At 40.6% G+C, this 22,516-nt stretch carries 28 protein-coding genes and 1 riboswitch; of the genes, 23 read left to right on the top strand and 5 right to left on the bottom strand.

Annotated elements, in window-relative coordinates:
- Genes DFO72_RS02185 through DFO72_RS02170 form a run of 5 tightly spaced genes read left to right on the top strand, consistent with a single transcriptional unit; the run spans window position 1 to window position 1,768 of the window.
- Window positions 1–393 (top strand): hypothetical protein, encoded by a 393-nt coding sequence (locus tag DFO72_RS02185; RefSeq protein WP_113884363.1) that lies wholly within the window; start codon window positions 1–3, stop codon window positions 391–393.
- Window positions 362–487, top strand: a complete 126-nt coding sequence (locus DFO72_RS30335) for a hypothetical protein (protein ID WP_258549831.1) — start codon at window positions 362–364, stop codon at window positions 485–487. Before DFO72_RS02185 ends, DFO72_RS30335 begins: the two co-directional genes overlap by 32 nt.
- 50 nt (window positions 488–537) lie before the next feature.
- Window positions 538–816, top strand: a complete 279-nt coding sequence (locus DFO72_RS02180; RefSeq protein WP_113884364.1) for a hemolysin XhlA family protein — start codon at window positions 538–540, stop codon at window positions 814–816.
- 2 nt (window positions 817–818) lie between these two features.
- Window positions 819–1,025 (top strand): PTS mannose transporter subunit IID, encoded by a 207-nt coding sequence (locus DFO72_RS02175; protein WP_113884365.1) that lies wholly within the window; start codon window positions 819–821, stop codon window positions 1,023–1,025.
- 44 nt (window positions 1,026–1,069) lie between these two features.
- A complete protein-coding gene (locus DFO72_RS02170) occupies window positions 1,070–1,768 on the top strand; it encodes an N-acetylmuramoyl-L-alanine amidase (protein WP_113884366.1) in 699 nt (232 codons plus the stop codon).
- 50 nt (window positions 1,769–1,818) lie between these two features.
- On the opposite strand, the gene DFO72_RS02165 is transcribed toward DFO72_RS02170, so the two are convergent.
- Window positions 1,819–2,433 (bottom strand): hypothetical protein, encoded by a 615-nt coding sequence (locus DFO72_RS02165; RefSeq protein WP_113884367.1) that lies wholly within the window; start codon window positions 2,431–2,433, stop codon window positions 1,819–1,821.
- Window positions 2,434–2,489: 56 nt separating this feature from the next.
- Between DFO72_RS02165 and DFO72_RS02160 the strand changes: the two genes are divergently transcribed.
- From DFO72_RS02160 to DFO72_RS02120, 9 genes are all read left to right on the top strand, one after another.
- Window positions 2,490–3,188: an ATPase, T2SS/T4P/T4SS family gene (locus tag DFO72_RS02160; RefSeq protein ID WP_258549832.1), complete on the top strand. Its 699-nt coding sequence runs from the start codon at window positions 2,490–2,492 to the stop codon at window positions 3,186–3,188.
- A complete protein-coding gene (gene comGB / locus DFO72_RS02155; protein WP_113884368.1) occupies window positions 3,175–4,206 on the top strand; it encodes a competence type IV pilus assembly protein ComGB in 1,032 nt (343 codons plus the stop codon). The genes DFO72_RS02160 and comGB overlap by 14 nt, the downstream gene beginning before the upstream one ends.
- Window positions 4,206–4,529: a competence type IV pilus major pilin ComGC gene (gene comGC, locus DFO72_RS02150; RefSeq protein ID WP_113884369.1), complete on the top strand. Its 324-nt coding sequence runs from the start codon at window positions 4,206–4,208 to the stop codon at window positions 4,527–4,529. Before comGB ends, comGC begins: the two co-directional genes overlap by 1 nt.
- A complete protein-coding gene (gene comGD / locus DFO72_RS02145; RefSeq protein WP_113884370.1) occupies window positions 4,526–4,966 on the top strand; it encodes a competence type IV pilus minor pilin ComGD in 441 nt (146 codons plus the stop codon). Before comGC ends, comGD begins: the two co-directional genes overlap by 4 nt.
- The gene (locus DFO72_RS02140) at window positions 4,950–5,282 is read left to right on the top strand and encodes a phosphatase (protein WP_113884371.1); all 333 of its coding nucleotides are present in this window, start codon (window positions 4,950–4,952) and stop codon (window positions 5,280–5,282) included. The genes comGD and DFO72_RS02140 overlap by 17 nt, the downstream gene beginning before the upstream one ends.
- Complete coding sequence (gene comGF / locus DFO72_RS02135) at window positions 5,230–5,709, top strand: competence type IV pilus minor pilin ComGF (protein WP_243856040.1); 480 nt, start codon at window positions 5,230–5,232, stop codon at window positions 5,707–5,709. Before DFO72_RS02140 ends, comGF begins: the two co-directional genes overlap by 53 nt.
- The gene (gene comGG / locus DFO72_RS02130; protein WP_113884372.1) at window positions 5,699–6,082 is read left to right on the top strand and encodes a competence type IV pilus minor pilin ComGG; all 384 of its coding nucleotides are present in this window, start codon (window positions 5,699–5,701) and stop codon (window positions 6,080–6,082) included. The genes comGF and comGG overlap by 11 nt, the downstream gene beginning before the upstream one ends.
- A gap of 12 nt (window positions 6,083–6,094) precedes the next feature.
- The gene (locus DFO72_RS02125) at window positions 6,095–6,592 is read left to right on the top strand and encodes a shikimate kinase (protein ID WP_113884373.1); all 498 of its coding nucleotides are present in this window, start codon (window positions 6,095–6,097) and stop codon (window positions 6,590–6,592) included.
- Between the two features lie 78 nt (window positions 6,593–6,670).
- On the top strand, window positions 6,671–6,856 hold the full coding sequence (locus DFO72_RS02120) for a YqzE family protein (protein WP_113884374.1): 186 nt from the start codon (window positions 6,671–6,673) through the stop codon (window positions 6,854–6,856).
- Between the two features lie 46 nt (window positions 6,857–6,902).
- On the opposite strand, the gene DFO72_RS02115 is transcribed toward DFO72_RS02120, so the two are convergent.
- Window positions 6,903–7,697 (bottom strand): YqhG family protein, encoded by a 795-nt coding sequence (locus tag DFO72_RS02115; protein ID WP_113884375.1) that lies wholly within the window; start codon window positions 7,695–7,697, stop codon window positions 6,903–6,905.
- Complete coding sequence (locus tag DFO72_RS02110) at window positions 7,675–9,363, bottom strand: DEAD/DEAH box helicase (RefSeq protein ID WP_113884376.1); 1,689 nt, start codon at window positions 9,361–9,363, stop codon at window positions 7,675–7,677. The genes DFO72_RS02115 and DFO72_RS02110 overlap by 23 nt, the downstream gene beginning before the upstream one ends.
- Window positions 9,364–9,543: 180 nt before the next feature.
- Window positions 9,544–9,632: riboswitch (glycine riboswitch) on the top strand.
- 158 nt (window positions 9,633–9,790) lie between these two features.
- Here DFO72_RS02110 and gcvT point away from each other — a divergent pair.
- The 3 genes from gcvT to gcvPB are packed head-to-tail and all read left to right on the top strand — an operon-like array spanning window position 9,791 to window position 13,710.
- Window positions 9,791–10,894 carry a glycine cleavage system aminomethyltransferase GcvT gene (gene gcvT, locus DFO72_RS02105; RefSeq protein ID WP_113884377.1) on the top strand — a complete coding sequence of 368 codons (1,104 nt, stop codon included), beginning with the start codon at window positions 9,791–9,793 and terminating at the stop codon, window positions 10,892–10,894.
- Between the two features lie 16 nt (window positions 10,895–10,910).
- The gene (gene gcvPA / locus DFO72_RS02100) at window positions 10,911–12,257 is read left to right on the top strand and encodes an aminomethyl-transferring glycine dehydrogenase subunit GcvPA (RefSeq protein ID WP_113884378.1); all 1,347 of its coding nucleotides are present in this window, start codon (window positions 10,911–10,913) and stop codon (window positions 12,255–12,257) included.
- Window positions 12,250–13,710 carry an aminomethyl-transferring glycine dehydrogenase subunit GcvPB gene (gcvPB, locus tag DFO72_RS02095; protein ID WP_113884379.1) on the top strand — a complete coding sequence of 487 codons (1,461 nt, stop codon included), beginning with the start codon at window positions 12,250–12,252 and terminating at the stop codon, window positions 13,708–13,710. The genes gcvPA and gcvPB overlap by 8 nt, the downstream gene beginning before the upstream one ends.
- Window positions 13,711–13,944: 234 nt before the next feature.
- On the opposite strand, the gene DFO72_RS02090 is transcribed toward gcvPB, so the two are convergent.
- The gene (locus DFO72_RS02090) at window positions 13,945–14,328 is read right to left on the bottom strand and encodes a rhodanese-like domain-containing protein (RefSeq protein ID WP_113884380.1); all 384 of its coding nucleotides are present in this window, start codon (window positions 14,326–14,328) and stop codon (window positions 13,945–13,947) included.
- Between the two features lie 182 nt (window positions 14,329–14,510).
- Between DFO72_RS02090 and DFO72_RS02085 the strand changes: the two genes are divergently transcribed.
- From DFO72_RS02085 to DFO72_RS02070, 4 genes are all read left to right on the top strand, one after another.
- On the top strand, window positions 14,511–15,347 hold the full coding sequence (locus tag DFO72_RS02085) for a lipoate--protein ligase family protein (protein ID WP_113884381.1): 837 nt from the start codon (window positions 14,511–14,513) through the stop codon (window positions 15,345–15,347).
- A 346-nt stretch (window positions 15,348–15,693) separates the two neighbouring features.
- Window positions 15,694–18,255: a vitamin B12-dependent ribonucleotide reductase gene (locus tag DFO72_RS02080; RefSeq protein ID WP_113884382.1), complete on the top strand. Its 2,562-nt coding sequence runs from the start codon at window positions 15,694–15,696 to the stop codon at window positions 18,253–18,255.
- Between the two features lie 144 nt (window positions 18,256–18,399).
- Window positions 18,400–19,425, top strand: a complete 1,026-nt coding sequence (gene splB / locus DFO72_RS02075; RefSeq protein ID WP_113884383.1) for a spore photoproduct lyase — start codon at window positions 18,400–18,402, stop codon at window positions 19,423–19,425.
- A gap of 105 nt (window positions 19,426–19,530) precedes the next feature.
- Complete coding sequence (locus DFO72_RS02070) at window positions 19,531–20,415, top strand: patatin-like phospholipase family protein (protein WP_113884384.1); 885 nt, start codon at window positions 19,531–19,533, stop codon at window positions 20,413–20,415.
- An 84-nt stretch (window positions 20,416–20,499) separates the two neighbouring features.
- Here DFO72_RS02070 and DFO72_RS02065 read toward each other — a convergent pair whose 3' ends face one another.
- A complete protein-coding gene (locus DFO72_RS02065) occupies window positions 20,500–20,886 on the bottom strand; it encodes an SA1362 family protein (RefSeq protein WP_372675453.1) in 387 nt (128 codons plus the stop codon).
- A gap of 441 nt (window positions 20,887–21,327) precedes the next feature.
- On the opposite strand from DFO72_RS02065, the gene DFO72_RS02060 reads away from it, so the two are divergent.
- Together DFO72_RS02060 and aroQ are read left to right on the top strand one after the other, a co-directional pair.
- Window positions 21,328–21,858 carry a YqhR family membrane protein gene (locus tag DFO72_RS02060; RefSeq protein ID WP_113884385.1) on the top strand — a complete coding sequence of 177 codons (531 nt, stop codon included), beginning with the start codon at window positions 21,328–21,330 and terminating at the stop codon, window positions 21,856–21,858.
- Between the two features lie 211 nt (window positions 21,859–22,069).
- On the top strand, window positions 22,070–22,516 hold the full coding sequence (gene aroQ / locus DFO72_RS02055) for a type II 3-dehydroquinate dehydratase (protein ID WP_113884386.1): 447 nt from the start codon (window positions 22,070–22,072) through the stop codon (window positions 22,514–22,516).

The following is a 22,516-nucleotide window of genomic DNA, read 5'->3' as shown; positions in this document are numbered from 1 at the left end:
ATGATTGAAATAAAAACAATCAATAATAGACGTTTCATGACTGGATTTGAATTAACCGAAACAGAGACAACAATAAGTATTGGTCATGGCAAATTAGATTCAAAAGATATCGAAGCAGTTGAATTTGATTTGATTTTTGATCAAGAAATAAACGTCATTCATGATTTATATATTGTAAAAATAAACAATTCTTATGATTATAGATTAATTGTCACTTATGATGATGGAAGAACTCCTGCAGTTTTTGAAGGAGAAGGCGAAATATTCCACAGGTTAATGACAGTTGAAACTGCTAAAGATGGAACGTATAAAGGTGATTTTGTTTTTATTGAGGAATTAATCATAGAGGAGAGCGGAAATAATGAAGCTTACCCCGATAATTCGAAAGCCTGAACCGGTTGAAGAAACAGATAATCTTAAAGATAGAGTTATTGAACTTGAAGCGAAAGTAAAAGAATTGGAAGATAAATTAAATCAGACATTGTGAAACAGAAGCCAAATAGGGCTTTTTTATTTTGTCAAAAAGGGGGATTGTGAGTGACACAGGAGACGACAGCGCCTATTGTTTATGGAAATGAAATTACAGAAATTAAAGGTGAAATCAAGTCCATGGATTCCAGGATTGATAAATTGGAAAGAAAAACTGATCGACATGATGAACAAATTAAAGCAATTAATAAAACTTTGGATAGCATTAATGAAAATACTACATGGATTAAGAGGACGATTACAGCAGCTTTAATCACAGCAGTCTGCACAGGAGTCATTGGCGGCAGTATAGCGATTGTGTTTACAGTATTCAAAGGAGGAAGCTAAAAATGAATAAAGATATCGCAACACTTTTAGGAGGGTTCCTTACGGCCCTTCTTTTTTTCTTGTCCACAGTGGGAATCGCATTTGAATGGTTTAATGAAGAAAGTATAAACGCTTTTGTTGTGTTGGTTTCAGCAGCCATCGCCCTAACTGTAAATCTATATGCAGTGTGGAAGAACACATACACCGGTTGGTTTAAAAAGAAGAAATAAGCTGCCCTTCCGGGTGGCTCTTCTTATGAAGGGAGAAGAAAACAATGGCTAAAAAGAAAGTATATATTGATCTTGGACATGAAGGTGACTTAAAAGGAATGGACCCGGGGGCAGTCGGGAACGGACTGAAAGAATGTAATGTAGTTTTGGAAATAGGTAAATATATTAAAGATATGTTAGGCGAATATGAAAATGTGGAAATTAAATTTTCCAGATTGGGAGATAAGAATTTCTCTTTAGAGCAGCGCACAAATGAAGCGAATGTCTGGGGTGCGGATCTTTACCTTTCCATTCATATAAACGCAGGCGGGGGAATCGGGTTTGAATCATATATCTACCCTGGCGCAGGAGCGAAGACACAAGCTTTCCAAAACGCAGTTCATTCAAAGATCATCGGTAAAAAGGTATTCACCAAAGACCGAGGGAAGAAGCGGGCTAATTTCCATGTTCTAAGAGAATCAAAAATGGCAGCAATGCTAACTGAAAATGGGTTTATTGATAATAAAACAGATGCTGCCATTTTAAAAAGCAGATCTAAATTAATTCTAATTGCTGCAGGCCATGTCGAAGGGGTCGCCGAATTCCTCGGCCTAAAGAAGAAACCTGAATCAAAACCAACCTCATCAAATAGTGAAAAATTATATAAAGTCCAAGTTGGTGCATTCTCAGATAAGGGTAATGCCGATAATCTTGCTGCTGAATTGAAGAAAAAAGGATATCAAACTTACATTGTTCAGGAATAAATTTAAAACGCCCTTCTCATAAATTTGAGAGGGGCTGTTTTTACTTTATATCAAAATGTAAATGTATGATCTACTGACTTGCCAATATTATCAAGATTCTCATTATGTGGTGCATCAATTAAAATACGGACCCATTCGATATCTTCTGCTTTTGTACTTTTTAGTAAAAATCTAACTGTTCCTTCTTTTTTTACTTGCCCGATGAAATCCCCGCCTACATCATCTGAAAAGAACACTTCTGATTCTAATTGTTCTCCTGTACTTGTGGTAATAGTCGATTGATCTGGATAAAACGACAATGTTTCATCGCTAGTATTTTCTACAGACATAGTAATAATAACCATGTCACCGTTAGCTTCTGGGATAAGCTCTTTACCTGTTTCAGATAGTTCACCACTAAAAGCTTTAACTTTTTTTATTGTTAGCTCAAATGGTGATTCAGTATCTATTTTCGTTTCTTTTTCAAAAGTATGAACTGCTGTAAAAGTTCCTGCTTCGGTTTTTTGTACATCCTCATTTTCTTCCTTATTAGGAACAGGATTCTGATCTTCTTTTTTTGTTTCTTCTTTAACCGGTTCTTTCTTTTCTACTTGTTCAACTCCTCCACAAGCCGTTAGCAATCCAATAATTAAAGCGACAACACCAAATATAAACAAATTTTTCATACTTATTTCCCCCTTCTTTTTTTTACATTTAATAGTTTAGCAATTTTTTATAAAAAATGGAATGCGTATTCCAATTTATTAATAAATTAAAGTTTAGGTGTATTTATGTAACTTTATCAACTGGAAGCGGAAAAACCACCACATTGTATTCTCTGCTGAATGAAACCTCTCATATGTTCCATCGCAATGTGATCACCCTGGAAGATCCGATTGAAAAAGAAAATGACTTGGTCCTTCAAGTTCAAGTTAATGAAAAAGCAGGCGTATCTTATTCCGCAGGCTTGAAAGCAATCCTTCGCCATGACCCCGATATCATTATGGTGGGTGAAATCAGGGATGCGGAAACTGCGAAGATTGCTGTTAGAGCAGCGCTTACAGGTCACCTTGTCTTAAGCACGATGCATACTCGGGATGCTCAGGGGGCTGTATATCGTTTAGCTGAGTTTGGGGTGAATATGATGGAAATTGAGCAGACACTAGTAGCTGTCACGGCTCAGCGCCTTGTCGAATTGAATTGCCCTTATTGTGAAGGGGAATGTTCTCCATTCTGCTATGGATACGGCAGGTGGAAAAGGGCAAGTGTGTTTGAACTTCTTGCAGGAAGAGCGCTTAATGCCTCCATCAAGAAGGCGAGAGGTGAAGGAAGTCTTGTTAAGTATCGCACGCTTAAAGAGGTAATAACTAAAGGGATTGCTCTGGGATATATAAAGGACACTGAGTACAGCAGGTGGGTGCAAGACAATGCAGAAATATAAATGGACCATTCAAGAACAGGGCTTGTTTCTGAAAAATACTGGTGAACTGCTGTCCAGAGGGTACCCCTTATCTGAGGCACTGGAATCACTGATGCATCAGCTGCCGCCAAAACGAAAACATGAAATCAGCCAGTGCCTCTCTCAATTGAAAGAAGGATTTCCATTTTATCAAATCCTTGCAAACATGAACTTTAATAATAATCTGATCGGCTATGTATTTTTTGCTGAACAGCATGGCGGCCTTGCTTCAGCATTTCTTGAAGGAAGTGAAATGGTGCTGAGAAAAGGAAAGGACATTGAAAAATTGCAAAAACTGATGGCCTATCCTATTTTTCTGATGTTCATTACCGCATTCCTATTTGTCTTCGTTGATAAAGTCCTGCTTCCCCGTTTCTCCTCCTTATTCGTTTCCATGCATCTTAAGCCTAATTTCTTCACGAAAGCCGTTTATTTGTTTGGGGACCTTCTCCCATTATTCATTCTGACTGTACTCTTCGGTTTAGTCACTTTGCTTATATACTATTTTTTTAGATTCAGAAAGCTTTCCCCTATCCAGCAAAAGAAGGTCATGGTAAAAATTCCTGCGGGAGGCCATTTTCTTCGCCTTTACTATACCCATTTCTTTGCTGTACAGCTCAGTCACCTCTTAAATGGCGGCCTATCCATATATGAGGCGCTTAGTCTTTTTGAGAAAAATGATAAGCAGCCTTTTTACAGTGCCCTCGGTGAAGCCGTGAAAATCAAACTCCGTGAGGGGAATAAACTTGAGGATATACTAATTAGTTATCCTTTTTTTGAAAGGGAACTGGCCAATATTATCAGACATGGTCAAAAAAATGGGAGGCTGGACCAGGAATTATCTTTTTTCAGCAGGCATTGTTTAAATAAACTGGAGGAAAAGACAGAAAAACTTCTTAAAGTGATTCAGCCTATTTTATATATGTTTATCGGTTTTTTAATAGTCTCAATGTATTTGGCGGTTCTGCTGCCTATGTTTCATCTATTGGAGGGATTTTAATGAAATGGCGCACAGTAAATAATGACAAAGGGTTCACGCTCATTGAAATGATGATTGTTTTATTGGTGATTTCCGTGCTCTTAATCATCACCATTCCGAATGTAACGAAACACAATTCAAAAATAAACAGCAAGGGATGCGATGCGTTTGTTAAAATGGTGCAGGCCCAGGTTCAGGCATATGAAATTGACAATAAAGAGCTTCCTTCAGGTATACAGGATTTAGTGGATTCCGAATACCTCAATGCTGAAACCACGACTTGTCCAAATGGAGATGCCATTAAGATTTCTGCAGAAGGGAAGGTTGAATCTTCAGGGTCATGATAAAGAACAAAGAAGGCTTTACATTAATAGAAACTCTTTTCGTTTTCAGTATTTTCCTTATGATTGCCACGATTACAGCTATTCTTCTTAAACCGCAATTCCTCAATCTTGAAAAGAGAATGTTCTTTTCCCAATTAAAGTCTGACCTGCTTTATGCCCAGAGCTATGCCATCACCCATCAGACAGATGTAGCTATTCAAATTGTTCCCGAGAAGAAAAGGTATTACGCCCAGGCAAAGTTTGCAGCTGATCCTATCATCAGCAGAGAATATCCTGGAATAATTGAGATTAAGGAGGGTACCATGCCATTGTTTTTTCAATATGGACCTGGAGGTATTACAAATAAATTCGGTACTTTCTATGTCAAAGCAGGAAATGACCAATACAAAATTACCTTTTTAATTGGAAGAGGGAGATTTTATGTGGAGAAGGAATGAAGGATTCTTTTTGGCTGAGCTCCTTCTGTCTTTATCAGGGATTCTGCTTGCAGCGGGCATAATGTTTCCTCTTGTTATTAAGGCTATTGAGCACTCTGAAGAGGTAAAACAGGATTACAAAAGCACACAGCTGCTTTATGAGAGTCTTCAGCAGGCCGCCTCGGAAGGGCATTATCCTGAGGGGAAGACTATAATAGAAAATCAAACCGTCTATGAAATATTCCCTATCGAAAACCAAGGATTTATGGAGGTTTGCATAAGATATGAAAACGTACGGGATAGACCGGAAGAAAAGTGTGAAGTATTCCAACAATAAAGGATTTACCATGCTGGAAATGCTGTTTGCGTTTGCAATATTTTTAATGATCTCTTCCTTTTTGCCTGTCAGCATTCATTTCCTCTTTCAGGACTGGAAAATGGAAGCCAGGACGCAAAGGCTTGAGTGGTATGTATTTATCAATCAGCTGAAAAAAGAGATCAGGCTTGCTGATGCTGCAGAAATATCACCAGTTTCCATTGTATTAACGATAGACGGGAAAAATGTGATTTATGAAAAATATGGTTCTAATTTGAGGAGGAGAGTGGATATGAAAGGCCATGAAATTGTCCTGCAGAAACTTGATAGAATAACATTCAGTTCCATTAAAAGCGGAGTTGAAATAAATGTATCGGATAGTTTTGATCAGGAGCATTCGGCCCGTCTATATTACCTTATGAATATGGAGGATATTGATGTACCGTAATCAGGATGGATTTTCTTATCCACTTACTTTAACAATCATTCTGGCTGCACTCTTTCTCCTTACGATTCAATTAGATCATTTTATTTCTGAGAAAAGGATAGTGAATCAGGCGGAAACCGTCATGATGCAGGAGTATTACTTACTGTGTTCCTTAAAAAAAACTGAAAAAATGCTAAGCGAAAATATAGACCCGGATGAGTCAGGGATTTTTTCGTTTAAAAATGGATCTGTTTCATATGAAGTCTCACCAGTGGCAACAAGCTTAATTCAAATTACCTTCAAAACGAAAATTGGGTCTGATAAGGAAATTTTCGGATATGCTTACTATGACACGGATCTGCAAAAAATGATAAAATGGATTGAAAAAAACTAAGTGGGGATAAAGATGAAGCCAATTTACTTAATCGGATTCATGGGTGCCGGCAAAACAACAATTGGAAAAGAGCTTGCATCCTGCTTAAACCAAGAAGTAATCGATACAGATGAAGAAATAGTTATGCGGGAGAAGAAAAATATTAATGATATTTTTGAAGAGCATGGAGAGGAATACTTCAGAAACCTTGAAACTCTTATATTAGATGAATTTGATAATAGAGCGGGAATTGTTACTACTGGCGGGGGAATTGTAGTTAAACCTGAAAACAGAAAAAAGCTGAATGAAAAAGGAATCGTTTTCTTCCTTTATGCATCGCCGGAAGAAATATTTAAGCGGATTGAAAACGATCATTCCAGACCCCTGCTGAAAGGCGATAAAAAAAGGCTGATTCAGGAACTTTATGAAAAAAGGATGCCACTATATAAAGAAACCGCTCATGTAGTCATTGATACCACTAATAAAGATAAAGCAGAAATAATTCAGGAAATAACAGATTGTTTAGGGTGAAAACTAGTTGGACATACTTGTAAATGATAAAATGCAAGCTTTAATTGCAATATGTGCAGAAAAAGGCAGGTATGACAAATGAAATCCAACGATTATGTAAAGTATCTTACACAGACAGTAGTAAAATATATAGATCAGCCCAAAGATGAGCGAAAACGGCATAAAATAGAGAAAAAGGACATGAAAGAGCCGTTTTTATTCAGGTGGTTTGGCATGTTTTCATATCTTTTCTATTTGGGCATGAAAAGAAAAAAACATAAATAGATTTCATGCAAAAAACCGGCAATGTCTGCCGGTTTTTTGTGTGATTTCATACTGCGCTGTCTGTCAGATAAAAGAGGCCTCCATTTATTATAGAGATATTAATCTTTGGCTCATATTGCTCTTGAAGGGCTGCTTTCTCGTTTTCATAGCTTTCCCCCTTTTCTTCTGCATCTTCATAAAAATGTTCAAGAAGGCTGAGATCTTTTTGCCAGCGCTTACGGGCTTCTTCGGCCCATAAATGTTCTTCTTGTTCAATTTCGGACTTTATGAAATTAGCTACCCTGAACACACCGCTCCCCGGCATAATGAGCGGAGACAGAGTGAAAGAGTAGTCGGGAATCTTTGGTGTAAGGCTCATGTCAAGCAATCTGTCATGAAAGCTTTCGACCATTTGTCCATTTATTAATTGGAGGCCGATGGATTTAAAGACATCTCTTTTTCGGTCGCATTGATAAGATACGCGGACATTCATTCCCAGCCATGGCCTTAAGGGAACCTGCATGCCTGGTGCCTGCCGGTGGTTTTCATATAATCGTATATAGCCTGCCAGGTTTCGGGCAGAATGAAAAATCTGGTGAAGTCTTGGGGACCCAAAATGAATGACTTCCCCCTTAATATGCGCAGGGGCGAGCTGCTGGTTTGTAATAAGTGTAAGCTGCATTGGGTTAGGAACCCCGCCTGTTTTTTCGAGATAATGCCAGTAAAAGGGGCGATTCATTAATTCCTTATCCAAGTCAATCGTCAGCTGTACGGTCATATAACCCGGGCCTTTATCAATTATTTCGCATCCATTTGCGTGAAAATACCTTTCAAGGAATTTATGAATTTCCTGTTGCTGCATTCAGTCCACCTTCTTTCATATCTTCAGCAAATTGAATCATGCTCGTCAGGTTCTCCATTTTGATTCTCATTTCACCTTCTGAGGCTGATCTTCCGAAAATGTCTACAAGGTGATCGTCAATACTTCCAAATTCAAGTTTTGATAAAATATCATCCAAATCACCTATGACTTTTTCAAAAAGATGTATTTTCTCATATAAAAGCTTCATTACATGTTCTTCGACTGTATCTTTCGTGGCAAAATTATAAATCATGACATCCTTTTCCTGGCCGAGACGATGGATACGTCCTATCCTTTGTTCGAGACGCATTGGATTCCAGGGGAGATCAAAATTAATGATATGATTGCAGAATTGCAGGTTTATCCCTTCTCCTCCTGCTTCTGTTGCTATCAGGACTTGAGCATTCTTTTGGAAAAGCTCCCTCATCCAGTCCTTTTTGCCTCTTTTAAATCCTCCCCTGAACGGCACAGATGTAATCCCGTATTGTTTTAAAAACCACTGAAGATACATTTGTGTTGCTCTGTATTCAGTAAAGATTATGACCTTGTCATTGATGGTTTGTATTAATTCCAGAGCTTTTTGAGCTTTGGAATTTTGCTGGACAGCTTCTACTTTTTTAATAAGGTACTGTATTTTTTCCTGAAAAGCTATTGAGGGCTGTTCCTGCCTTTTTAGCATATTCTGAAGGGTGAAATAGACAGCTTCTCTGCTGCTGCACGCCTCTCTTTGCAGGGTCATCACTGAAAATTGGCTCGAACTGACCCAGTCACCTTCACCCCGCAGCTCTGTTACAGCATCATAAAGCTCGCGCTCAGCCTGCGAAAATTCAATCGGTATTGTTTCCACATGTCTTTTGGTCCATTCAATTCCAGTATCTGCCCTGCGGTTGCGGATCATTACTTTATTTACGAGTTCTTTTAGATGTGCATCATCGTTTAAAGAACGCGAGTCCTTTTTATAATTCTCATAAAAAGCTGATTCATTGCCAAGATGGCCCGGTTTGAGCAAAGACACAAGGTTGAATATCTCACTGATGCGATTCTGAATGGGTGTTGCTGTTAAAAGAAGGCAAAATTTCTTTTTCAGGTTTTGCACAAACTCATAGTTTTTGGTTTTATTATTTTTAAGCTTGTGAGCTTCGTCTATAATGATCAGATCATAATCAAGGCTGTAGATAATGTCCCGATGGGGATTGCGTTTGGCTGTATCAATGGATGATACCACTACGTCGCATTGTTCCCATACATAGCTTTTCCGCTGTGCCGCAGCCGGAATGAAAAATTTGCTGTTGAGCTCCATGGCCCATTGTGAAACGAGGGAAGCAGGAACGAGTATAAGGACTTTTTTTACGAGTCCCCTGATCATATATTCCTTTAATATCAGACCAGCTTCAATCGTTTTACCGAGACCGACCTCATCAGCAAGAATCGCTTTGCCGTTCATGCTTTCAACTACCTGCTTGGCTACTTCCAGCTGATGGGGAAGGGGAGTAAGGTTCGGCAGATGCTTTGGAGCCTGCAGGCCTTCAAAATCAGGAATAGTCGTGTGGTTTTCAACCTCAACAGCCAGTTTATAAAGCTCCCAATTTCCCCATGGGCCGTCGTCATCAATTCTTTTTAAGAATTCATCCTGCCAGGCAGAATCAAAGCCAATTTGCACTGTCATAAAAACAGCTCCTTTTATCTATATAAAGATATTGCCCAAACCTCGTTAAGGTGGTACGATGTTAATAGCTTTGAAAGTTTTGAAAGTTAACACATTACATTTAGTTAACCGAAATAATGGATTCTTTATTTTTTCTGTTTGGTATAAGTATGACCAACTTGGAAAATTTTATAAATGCGAATGACAACAAGGGGAGAGACTACATTTGTAGCGCCGAAGGAGCAAGCAAAATCTGTGAATCTCTCAGGCAAAAGAACTCTTGTTTGACGCAGCTCTGGAGAGTGCTTTTTAATAAGCCACCCAAGGGGAAAGCCGATTTCGGTAAACTTTCAGGTGCAAGGACAGAGATCTTCTCATATTTGAGGGGATACTCTGTCCTTTTTTATGTTCCTAAACAAACTTCAAAAGATTTAAGGGGGACGAGTAAATGTCACAGTTAAAACGCACGCCTTTATCCGAGGTGTACAAAGATTACGGAGGAAAAACCATTGACTTTGGGGGCTGGGACCTTCCTGTTCAATTTTCAAGCATTAAAGAAGAACATGAAGCAGTCCGTACAAAAGCCGGACTTTTTGATGTATCCCATATGGGTGAAATCGAAGTAAAGGGGACGGATAGCCTTAAATACCTTCAAAAAATGATGACGAACGATATTTCCAAATTAAAGAACTCAGGTGCTCAATATACAGCCATGTGTTATGAGAATGGCGGAACTGTTGATGATTTACTTGTCTATAAAATAGAGGATGACCACTATTTGCTGGTTGTAAATGCTTCCAATATTGAAAAGGACTTTAACTGGCTACAGGACCATGCTGAAGGGAATGTGGAATTGAAAAACCTTTCTGAAGATATGGCACAGCTTGCGATTCAGGGACCGCTTGCAGAAAAAGTGCTCCAAAAGCTTGCTGGCACGAACCTGTCGGATATCGGATTTTTCAAATTCCAGCAGGATGTAGATCTGAATGGAAAGAAAGCGCTAGTCTCCAGAACAGGATATACAGGAGAAGACGGATTTGAAGTTTATTGTGACGCCAAGGATGCAGTCGCGTTATGGAATGAAATCCTTGAAGCAGGCAAAGAAGAAGGCGTTCTCCCATGCGGGCTTGGCGCAAGGGATACTCTTCGCTTTGAAGCCAATCTGGCACTCTATGGCCAGGAGCTCTCACCTGAAATCACACCGCTTGAGGCAGGAATCGGCTTTGCTGTAAAAGTCAATAAAGAAGCTGATTTTATCGGCAAAGAAGTGCTTAAGAATCAAAAAGAAAATGGGGTTCCGCGCAAGCTGGCTGGAATTGAAATGATTGACCGCGGCATTCCGCGCCATGGCTATCCTGTATATAAAGGGGAAGAACTGATCGGGGAAGTGACAACAGGCACTCAATCTCCGACATTAAAAAAGAATATTGGCCTTGTTCTTATCAAGAAAGAGCATGCGGAGCCGGGAACGGAATTGGAAGTGGAAATCCGCGGCAAACGACTGAAGGCTAAGATTGCAGCAACACCTTTTTATAAAAGAGAAAAGAACTAACCGGGGGGAGAAAATGATGAAACATCGCTATTTACCGATGACAGAGTCTGACCAGAAAGCAATGCTTGAAAAAATCGGCGTCAGTTCTGTGGAAGAACTATTCAGTGATATTCCCGAAAGTGTAAGGTTTAAGGGTGAATATAAAATCAAGCCGGCAAAATCAGAGACAGCCTTACTGAAAGAGCTTACTAAAATGGCTCAGAAAAATGCTGATCTTCGTACAAATACATCTTTCCTTGGTGCAGGTGTTTATGATCATTACATGCCAATCATTGTTGATCATGTGCTATCACGTTCAGAGTTTTATACGGCCTATACTCCTTACCAGCCGGAAATCTCCCAGGGAGAGCTTCAGGCAATATTTGAATTCCAGACAATGATCTGTGAGTTAACAGGAATGGATGTTGCCAACTCATCTATGTATGATGGCGGAACAGCCCTTGCTGAAGCAGCCATGCTTAGCGCAGGCAGCACACGCCGCAAGAAAGTTCTTATCTCCAGCGCGGTTCACCCTGAATCTAAAGAAGTAGTCAAGACATACGCAAAGGGCCAATATATTGAAGTGATTGAAATCCCTCATAAAGACGGCATCACAGATCTTGAAGCTCTAAATGGAATGATAGGCGATGATATCGCAGCTGTCATTGTACAGTATCCTAACTTTTTTGGCAGAGTCGAGCCTTTAAAAGAGCTTGAGGAGATTATCCATGCCCATAAATCCATGTTTGTTGTTTCAAGCAACCCGCTTGCACTTGGCGCACTGACACCTCCGGGTAAATTCGGAGCAGACATTGTAGCAGGAGATGCCCAGGTTTTCGGAATTCCTACAGCTTTCGGAGGCCCCCATTGCGGATATTTTGCCGTAACATCCAAGCTAATGAGGAAAGTGCCGGGACGTCTTGTCGGACAAACGCTAGACGATCAGGGGCGCCGCGGATTCGTGCTTACTCTTCAGGCACGTGAACAGCATATCCGACGCGATAAGGCAACCTCAAATATTTGTTCCAATCAGGCTCTAAACGCACTTGCCGCATCTGTAGCGATGACAGCTCTTGGCAAGAAGGGCGTAAAGGAAATGGCTGCTGCCAACATGCAAAAGGCCCATTATGCAAAACAGCAATTTAAGGCTGCCGGCTTTGAAGTTCCATTTGAGGGCTCTTCATTTAATGAATTTGTCATCAAGTTGAATAAGCCTGTTAAAGAAGTAAATCAAAAGCTTCTGGAAAAGGGCATTATTGGCGGCTACGATTTGGGCAGAGATTATTCTGACCTGAAAAATCATATGCTTGTTGCTGTAACGGAATTGAGAACGAAGGATGAAATCGATGCATTCGTTAAAGAAATGGGGGATTACCATGCATAAGGAAGATCAGCCACTCATCTTTGAATTAAGCACAGAAGGCCGTATCGGCTATAGCCTGCCTGAAATGGATATTCCAGAAATTGACCTGGGCGAACTTCTTCCCGAAGGCTACCTGCGAGAGGAAGAGCCTGAGCTGCCGGAAGTGTCTGAACTTGATATCATGCGTCATTATACTGCACTTTCCAAACGCAATCATGGCGTTGATTCAGGGTTTTATCCACTGGGTTCCTGCACAATGAAATACAACCCTAAAATCAATGAGAATGTAGCGCGCTTCAATGGTTTTGCCCACTTGCACCCGCTGCAGGATGAAAGCTCTGTTCAAGGGGCTCTGGAACTGATGTATGATCTGCAGGAGCATCTGATTGAAATTACGGGAATGGATGAGGTTACGCTTCAGCCAGCTGCAGGAGCACATGGAGAATGGACTGGATTAATGATGATCCGTGCTTATCATGAGGCGAATGGCGATACAAAGCGTACAAAAGTAGTCGTTCCTGACTCTGCCCACGGAACAAATCCTGCATCCGCGACAGTCGCAGGCTTTGAAACAGTAACTGTTAAATCTAATGAAAATGGGCTGGTGGATTTAGAGGATTTAAGACGAGTGGTTGGCGAGGACACTGCTGCCCTTATGCTGACTAACCCGAATACTTTAGGTTTGTTTGAAGAAAACATTCTTGAAATGGCTGAGATTGTTCACGGCGCCGGCGGGAAGCTGTACTATGATGGAGCTAACCTGAATGCTGTACTTTCAAAAGCACGTCCGGGAGATATGGGGTTTGACGTTGTTCACCTTAACCTGCATAAAACCTTTACAGGACCGCATGGCGGCGGCGGACCGGGATCAGGGCCAGTAGGCGTAAAAGAGGATCTGATTCCTTACCTTCCGAAGCCTGTTTTGGTTAAGAACGGTGACCAATATGAATTTGATTATGACCGTCCGCAATCAATCGGCCGAGTAAAGCCATATTACGGAAACTTCGGAATCAATGTCCGGGCTTATACTTATATCCGTACTATGGGGCCAGATGGACTGAAGGCAGTTACGGAAAATGCGGTATTAAACGCAAACTATATGATGAGAAGGCTTGCGCCATTCTTTGACCTGCCATTTGACAGACATTGCAAGCATGAATTCGTTTTAAGCGGAAAGCGCCAAAAGAAACTTGGCGTGCGTACATTGGATATTGCCAAGCGCCTTCTTGACTTTGGCTACCATCCCCCAACCATCTACTTCCCGCTTAACGTGGAAGAGTGCATAATGATTGAGCCGACAGAAACAGAATCAAAAGAAACGCTGGACGCTTTTGTCGACGCCATGATTCAAATAGCTAAAGAAGCTGAGGAAAACCCTGAGATTGTTCAGGAAGCACCTCACACAACAGTAATTGGCCGTCTGGATGAAACAATGGCTGCAAGAAAGCCGGTTCTTCGCTATCAAAAACAATAAAACGAAAATGGGTGTCCTTAAGAGGGCACTCTTTTTTTCGGTATATTGACTATTATCTGAACTCTGTGAAGGAATAAGGAAATTCGTGAGTAATGCAGCGATTCCGGGGAAAAGAATCAAGCTAAATGAGGAAAAAACAGCGGTTTTTCGGAATGAATTATGATTGAACCTGCAGAGGGGTTTTTCCAATCAAGAGACCCCGTTAAGATAACGGGGTCTTTTCAAATAATGCTATTATTTTTTCGCTTTCACTTTTCCTGTCCATTTTTTAAATCCGCCCTGCAGGTGTGAAAGGTCTTTGTATCCTTTACGATGCAAAAACTGGGCAGCTCTCGCACTTCTCATGCCGCTTTGGCAATATAAGTAGACTGGCTTGTCCGGACGCAATTCCTTCATGCGCATTTTCATTTGTGAAAGCGGTATATTGCGGGCACCTAAAATATGGCCGTTTTCAAATTCATTTGGTTCACGTACATCAATTAATTGGGCTTTTCTGTAGCCTTCTCTGAACTGGTCTTCCGAAAGCGTTTTAACAATTCGGCGCTGATAAAACCAGGTTATCACGGAATAGGTAATGATTGCACCCAAAATGATAAGAATGAAATAAAGTGTTTCCAATATGTCTTTCTCCTTTCACACATAGGTAAGCCAACTAATATTATATAAGCCTTTCCTAATAGGAGTAAAGGAAATCTGTTAAATTTGTTATGGAAATTCAACTTGCTTTAAATTTCACTGGAATTTTGGTAGACTATTAACCGCAAATGACTAGTTAAAGAATCTGAAAATGAGGGCTACATATGACTAAGGAAGTTTGGCGGTTTATCGATTCGAAAGAGGGATCACCTTCTTTTAATATGGCTTTGGATGAAGCATTGCTTGACTGGAACAGTGAAGGCAAAATGCCTCCTGTAATCCGTTTTTACGGCTGGAATCCGGCAACTCTTTCAATCGGTTATTTCCAAAAGGTTGAAAAAGAAATAGATATGGAAGCTGTGAAGCAGCATGGATTGGGATTTGTCCGCAGGCCTACAGGCGGAAGAGGCGTGCTTCATGAACATGAACTCACTTACAGTGTGATTGTACCTGAATCCCACCCCGATATGCCGAATACAGTAACTGAGGCATACAGAGTTATTTCTGAAGGGATTTTAAAAGGTTTTCACGGACTTGGGATGGAAGCTTATTTTGCAGTGCCGAAGACAGCTGATGAAAGGGACTCTCTGAAAAATCCAAGATCTGCTGTTTGTTTTGATGCCCCCAGCTGGTATGAACTTGTTGTAGAAGGCCGTAAAGTGGCGGGGAGCGCACAAACAAGGCAAAAAGGGGTAATCCTTCAGCATGGTTCCATTTTGCTTGATTTGGATGAAGACAAGCTGTTCAGCTTGTTCAAGTATCCGAATGACAGAGTCAAAGAGAGAATGCAAAAAGCCTTTAAGAATAAAGCTGTTGCCATAAATGAGCTGACAGCTGAAAAAATTACTCTGGATCAAGCAAAAACAGCTTTCAAAAAGGGATTTGAAGAAGGCTTGAATATTGAACTTGAACCTTACAGGCTTACAGATGAAGAAATGGCATATGTACAAAAAATCGCAAAAGAGCGATATGAAAGTGATGACTGGAACTATAAGAGATAAAAGCGGCAAAGTCGCTTTTTCTCTTTTTTTAATGAATAATTTTCCAATTGTTACCCTGTAAAAGTGCAAGCTTCAAAATATGTTAAAATTTATCGTTATTTGTCGGAAATCGGCTATTAACTCTGTTTTTCTTTAAATTTTGGTATATTTTAAGTTTGACAAAATTACTTTTAGCTGAATTTAACACAATATGTAGTGGTGTCGAAAATATTTAGGACACTATATATTGATTTTGGGGTTTGAGGTATGGTAACTTTAGGGTACTCTTTTAAAACAGATAGATTTACCCTATCTGCCAGAATGCTTACACATTAATTGATAATTGAATTTAGAAGGAGTTGTAACAATGTCTGTTGCTCTAGGACAAAAAATGAAATTGAACATTGATCGTTTAAACAAGGATATCCGTCTTTTTCCTCAGGTTCACCCTGTAACCCCAGATATGAAAATGACCCACAAAGGTGTTTCCCGCTTAGTTATGCTAGATCGTTACACCTTCAAAGACACCGAGAAAGTGACACTCACAAACGGTGACTTCGTCGTCCTCACAATCAAGGAAGATCCAAAATTTCCGGCACGCGGCTTAGGGTTCATCCAGGATATTGACTGGGAAAACAAGACAGCCAAGGTATTAGTAGAGGAAGATTACAGAGGAGTGCTGGATGATCCGGAAGAATCGAGAACAGGCATTATTACAAAGCCTCTTGATGTAATCGAGAAACCCCTTGAAATCTACTATGAGCAAATCGCCAAGCGTAACGCAACAGGCCTGGCATCTGTTGAGAAGACCGAAGAAAAGAGAAAAGAATGGTTTGAAAAATTCTATCAGGAATTGAAAAACTTGAATTTCATTCCGGCTGGCCGCGTATTGTATGGAGCGGGTGCCGACACAGATGTTACGTACTTCAACTGCTACGTAATGCCATTCGTACAGGACTCCCGTGAAGGAATTTCCGAACACCGCAAGCAGGTAATGGAAATCATGAGCCGAGGCGGAGGAGTTGGGACAAACGGTTCAACCCTAAGGCCGCGCAACACTCTGGCTAAAGGAGTAAACGGCAAGTCATCGGGTTCAGTATCCTGGCTTGATGATATTGCGAAGCTTACACACCTTGTGGAGCAGGGAGGTTCCCGCAGAGGTGCTCAGATGATTATGCTGGCCGACTGGCATCCGGACATCATCGAATTCATCATCTCGAAAATGCAAAACCCAAGAATTTTACGATTCCTTCTTGAAAATACAAATGATGAAACAATAAAAAAATATGCAAAAGAAAAATTAAAATTCACTCCATTTACTGAACAGGAAATTGCCATGTACCAGGGTATTATTAATTACAAGAGCATTCCCGGCTATGGCGGATTCAGCGATAAAATCATAAAGGATGCCGAAGAAAAATTGGAGACTGGCGGTACTTACAGTGTTCATAATTCTGAATTTCTGACCGGGGCAAACATTTCAGTCTGCCTGACAAAAGAATTTATGGATGCAGTTGAAAATGATGCAGACTATGAGCTTCGGTTCCCGGATGTTGAATCATATGATGCTGATACCATGAAAACCTACAACGAAGAATGGCATAAAGTCGGTGACGTCAGAGAGTGGGAAAAACTTGGCTATAAAGTCCGAGTTCACCGCAAAATCAAAGCGAAAGAACTTTGGAACCTGATTAATATCTGTGCAACATACTCAGCAGAGCCAGGTATTTTCTTTATTGATAATGCCAACGACATGACCAATGCACAGGCTTACGGACAAAAGGTTGTAGCAACAAATCCGTGTGGCGAACAGCCTCTCGCGCCATATTCTGTCTGCAACCTTGCAGCAGTGAACCTTGCAGAAATGGCAGATAAGGAAAATAAGACCGTTAACTTTGAAAAGCTGAAGCGTACTGTTGAGGTAGGAGTACGTATGCAGGACAATGTAATAGATGCTACACCATACTTCCTTGAAGAAAACAAAAAGCAGGCATTAGGAGAGCGCCGTGTTGGTCTAGGCGTTATGGGACTTCATGATCTGCTGATCTATTGTGAAACAGAATATGGTTCTGAAGAAGGCAATGTGCTGATTGACAAAGTCTTCGAAACCATTGCAGCAACTGCTTACAAAGCTTCTGTAGAGCTTGCGGAGGAAAAAGGGAGCTTCCCATTTTTAACAGGTGAAAATCAAGAAGAAACAAATCGCCTGCGCAAAGCTTTTACAGAAACAGGCTTCATGCAGAAAATGCCTGAGGATATCCGTGAATCCATTTTACAAAGCGGAATTCGTAATTCACATCTGCTGACTGTTGCTCCTACTGGATCCACAGGTACCATGGTTGGAGTATCTACAGGTCTTGAACCATATTTCTCCTTCTCATACTTTAGAAGCGGCCGCTTAGGCAAGTTCATTGAAGTGAAGGCAGATATTGTTCAGGAATATTTAGATCGCAATCCGGATGCAGATCCTAATAACCTGCCTGAATGGTTTGTGGCTGCGATGGATCTGGCTCCTGAAGCCCACGCAGATGTTCAGTGTGTGATACAGCGCTGGATCGACAGCTCGATCAGTAAAACAGTAAACGCACCGAAGGGCTACAGTGTTGAACAGGTTGAGCAAGTTTATGAACGCTTATACCGCGGCGGTGCAAAGGGTGGCACAGTCTATGTAGACGGATCACGCGATTCTCAAGTATTGACGCTGAAGGCTGAAGAGAATAGCTTTGAAGATACAGATACAGTCAAAAAAGAAAAATCAAAGCAGCATGTAGTTCTGGTTGATACAATCAGCGACCTGCGTTCAACCGATGTAACAATCGGTTCGGAAGTCGGCAACACATGCCCAGTATGCCGTAAAGGAAAAGTCAAAGAAATCGGCGGCTGCAATACTTGCACAAACTGTAATGCTCAGTTGAAATGCGGTTTATAAAAATAACTTAAAGAAACCAAGAAGATGGAAATAATTGTTCCATCTTCTTTTTTTGCTGTTGGATCATTTGGTTCATACTACAGTCATAGGGTTCTGCAGACAATTTTCGCTGGCAGGACAAATTGATAAAGTGAGGTATGCCTAATGAAGCCATTTATCCCTCAGCTAGTTTATATAGAACCTCAGGCTCTAGAATATCCAGTAGGAAGAGAGCTAAAGGAAAAATTTGAAAAAATGAATTTAGAAATTAGGGAAACAACATCACATAACCAGGTGAGAAATATTCCCGGGGATAACGAATTGCAGAAGTACCGCAATGCGAAATCCACTTTGGTGGTAGGCATCAGGCGGACTCTGAAATTTGATAAATCCAAGCCTTCGGCAGAATATGCCATTCCGCTGGCTACAGGCTGCATGGGCCACTGCCATTATTGCTATCTGCAAACCACACTTGGCAGCAAGCCATATATTCGCACGTATGTAAACCTTGAAGAAATCTTTGAGCAGGCCTCTAAATATATGGAGGAGAGAAAGCCGGAGCTTACGCGATTTGAGGCTGCATGTACATCCGATATCGTAGGGATTGATCATTTGACCCATTCCCTGAAAAAAACAATTGAATTTATTGGCCAGACGGAGTATGGCCAGCTCCGGTTTGTCACTAAGTATCATCATGTCGACCATCTGCTTGATGCTAAACATAATGGGAAAACCCGATTTCGATTTAGTGTTAATTCGCGGTTTGTAATAAAAAACTTTGAACCGGGCACTTCCTCTTTCGATGATCGGCTTGAAGCTGCCCGCAAAGTAGCTAATGCCGGCTACCCGCTTGGCTTTATCGTAGCGCCTATTTACATGCATGATGATTGGCGTGAAGGCTATCATGAACTTTTTCAAAGGTTAAGCAAATCGCTCGAAGGCATCAATCTGGAAGGATTAACTTTCGAGTTAATCCAGCACAGATTTACAAAACCAGCCAAAAAGGTAATTGAAAAACGCTACCCGAAAACAAAGCTGGAAATGGATGAAGAAAAACGTAAATATAAGTGGGGAAGATATGGAATAGGCAAGTATGTTTATCCGACTGATGAAGCAAAGGATCTTGAAAATACAATTAGGGGGTATATTCACTCTTATTTTCCAGAAGCAGAAGTGCAATATTTCACCTAAATCTGAGTTTTTGCTTGTCAGCCGTACTATTTTAAAAAGCTCCTGATTAAAGATGTATAAGTAAGAGTTCCTCTATGGGCAAGTACATCGACAGGAGTGGCTTACATGTATATAGATGGGGTTTTTTCAGGAGGAGGCATCAAGGGATTTGCGTTAATCGGTGCATATGAAGAAGTTCACAAAAGAGGTTTTCGATTTAAGCGGGTTGCGGGAACAAGTGCAGGTTCCATCGTTGCTGCTTTAATAGCTGCCAATTATACAAGTGATGAAATATATCGGCTCGTCGATGAGTTTGATGTAAAAAAGCTTCTTGATGAAAGAAAAACCTTTATTCCCTTCGCAGTCGGAAAATGGCTTAACCTTTATTGGCGGCTGGGATTATATAAAGGATCCGAACTGGAAACCTGGATTGCTCAAAAGCTGGCTGACAGGGGGATTAGAACCTTTTCAGATCTTCCTCCGCAATCGCTGAGAGTCATAGCGTCTGACCTGACAAACGGAAGACTGGTCGTACTGCCTGATGATCTTGTAAATTATGGGGTTGACCCCGCTTCGTTTTCGGTAGCAAAGGCGATAAGGATGAGCTGCAGTCTCCCGTATTTTTTTGAGCCGGTTAAGCTCAACACATCCAGCAGTTTCAGTGTCATTGTGGATGGAGGGGTTCTAAGCAATTTTCCCATGTGGCTCTTTGATAAGGAAAACGTGAAAAAGATAAGGCCTGTCCTCGGGATAAAGTTAAGCCATAATTTAAGCGAACGGCCGCCGAATAAAATTGACAACGCCATCCAAATGTATGCTGCGCTTTTTGAAACGATGAAGGATGCGCATGATGCCAGATACATCTCAAGAAAACATGCACAGAACATTATTTTCATTCCAACGGATGGCGTGCTGACTGCGGAATTTAATATAAACGAGCAGAAGAAAAAAGATCTTCTGGAGCACGGCAGGCAATGTGCGGAGCAATTTTTTTCATCATGGAGCTATTAATGAAAAAAGCCAGGAACGCGATTCTTGAAGGTTCCCGCGGAATTCGACTTTTCTTTCATATATAAATAAAAAATCGAGCCCGAATTAAAGGGAGGCTCGATTTTTCTTTTTGCCTTTTTTGCCTTCTATGACTGTCAAGTGAGGAGAAGATTTTTTCTTAGCCTTTTTAATTGAAGTAAGGGAACCTACAGAAGCCTTTCTTCCATTGGCTGAGCCCGTTTCTTTATTGTTAAAGCGCCTTTTTGATTTTTTGGCTGCCTTTATAAAAGCCCGCTGTTCCCGCTTTGAGGGATTAAATCTGTTAAAGCGCTGAAAAAGAAAGTATACGACAGCACCAATGATGACAATGACAGCTATTCTCTGCAAAAAACCGGCAGGATTTGAAATCAGGCTGACGGCAACTCCGATAACAGCTAGCAAAATGAGCCCGGAGACAATATAAAATGTAAATGGTTTTTTCAAGAAAGCCACCTCCCTAAAAGCATGATGAGCAATTTTATAAGCTTTTAAACTATATAAGCTAAAGTTTATCGAAATAATTAATGAAAGTTGTCTTCATATTTTTCTTTTCCTATTTCTTTACAATTTAAACAGCAGAATATAACTTTTAATAAGTATCAGGAATAGCTGCATGTTTTACCATAAAGTATCCTGCATGCTGCCTATACTTAAATTTATGCTATGCAAACAAGTCCCGGAACACAGATTACCTCAAATAAGCACAAAATCAAAGGACTGCATCATTAATTATTTTATTCGACCTAAAATCTCATAAAACCTCTATACAATAGGAAATTATATAAAAAATATGAACGAACTTTGCAGGAGGGTCAATCCAATCTGCATTTATTTTAAATCTGATGCAATGGAATAAATGCGTGGGGACATAATAGGAAAAGGAGGTGGCGCAAAGTGGCAGAAGAAAAGGAGCGCTTGGAACAGGATCAAAGGGAAAAACCAATGTCTTTTATGGCAATGGTGGTTATTACCGGATTGGTTGGAGGCATTCTTTGGAGCGGCCTGGCCTATCTGGCTTACGTGTTTAATTTTACCGAAATTCGCCCTAATGTCATTCTCGAACCTTGGACGATTGGGGCCTGGAAAGAGGGCTGGCTGGGAACTCTGATCTCAATTCTCCTTATTGGGGCAATATCAATTGTAGCGGCCTTAATTTATTATGCAGCGCTGCGGAAATTTCAAAGTATTTTCGTGGGGGCTGGCTATGGGGTTGCCCTTTTTTTACTCGTATTTTTTATACTCAACCCAATCTTCCCTGGAATCAGCCCGTTTTGGGATCTTGAGCGGAATACAATTATTACATCGATCTGTTTCTATATATTATTTGGCGTTTTCGTAGGGTATTCCATTTCATATGAAGCTCAAGAAATCAGAGGCAAGACTGAAGATGAAAAAAAGGCCCGCACAGATCCGGATTTAACTTGAGGAACAAAGAATAATCACGAATGTTAAATCTTTGTACATGATTGCAGAAAACTAATGAAAAATTATGCGAAAAGCGCTATACATCAGAACTGTATGAAATTTTGCTTTATGATAGAATGTTCTTAAGTGGGCATTCTTTTTCGATATTGTCAGGAGAATGACTTGAATAGAAAGAGAGGCCCGTCAGCAACTATGTTAAAGGGGGTTGAACATGGGGAAAATACTCCTTTTAAATGGGCCGAATTTAAATCTGCTCGGCAAAAGGGAACCAGGTGTTTATGGAAAAGAGACGCTTGATCAGCTGGAGCAAAATATGAAAGCATTGGGTGCTTCATTTGAGACAGAAGTGACCTGCTTTCAGTCAAATCATGAAGGGGAACTCATTGACAAGCTTCACCTCGCCAATGAAGATGGCACACAGGGTATTATTTTCAATCCCGGGGCATTTACCCATTATAGTTATGCGATCAGAGATGCTGTTGCAGGAATCCAGGTACCTTTGATCGAAGTACATATTTCAAATGTTCATGCCAGAGAAGAATTTAGGCATACTTCTGTCATTGCACCTGCTGCAATAGGGCAAATAGTTGGTCTGGGTTTTAAAGGATATGAACTTGCTTTTCATGCATTATTGGATTTTCAAAAGGGGAGAGGATAA

The organism is Cytobacillus oceanisediminis (assembly GCF_004366035.1).
In the GTDB taxonomy this organism is placed as follows: domain Bacteria; phylum Bacillota; class Bacilli; order Bacillales; family Cytobacillaceae; genus Cytobacillus; species Cytobacillus oceanisediminis_C.
The sequence above is the reverse complement of the archived record's forward strand: the minus strand, read 5'-3'. Positions and strand labels throughout refer to the sequence as shown.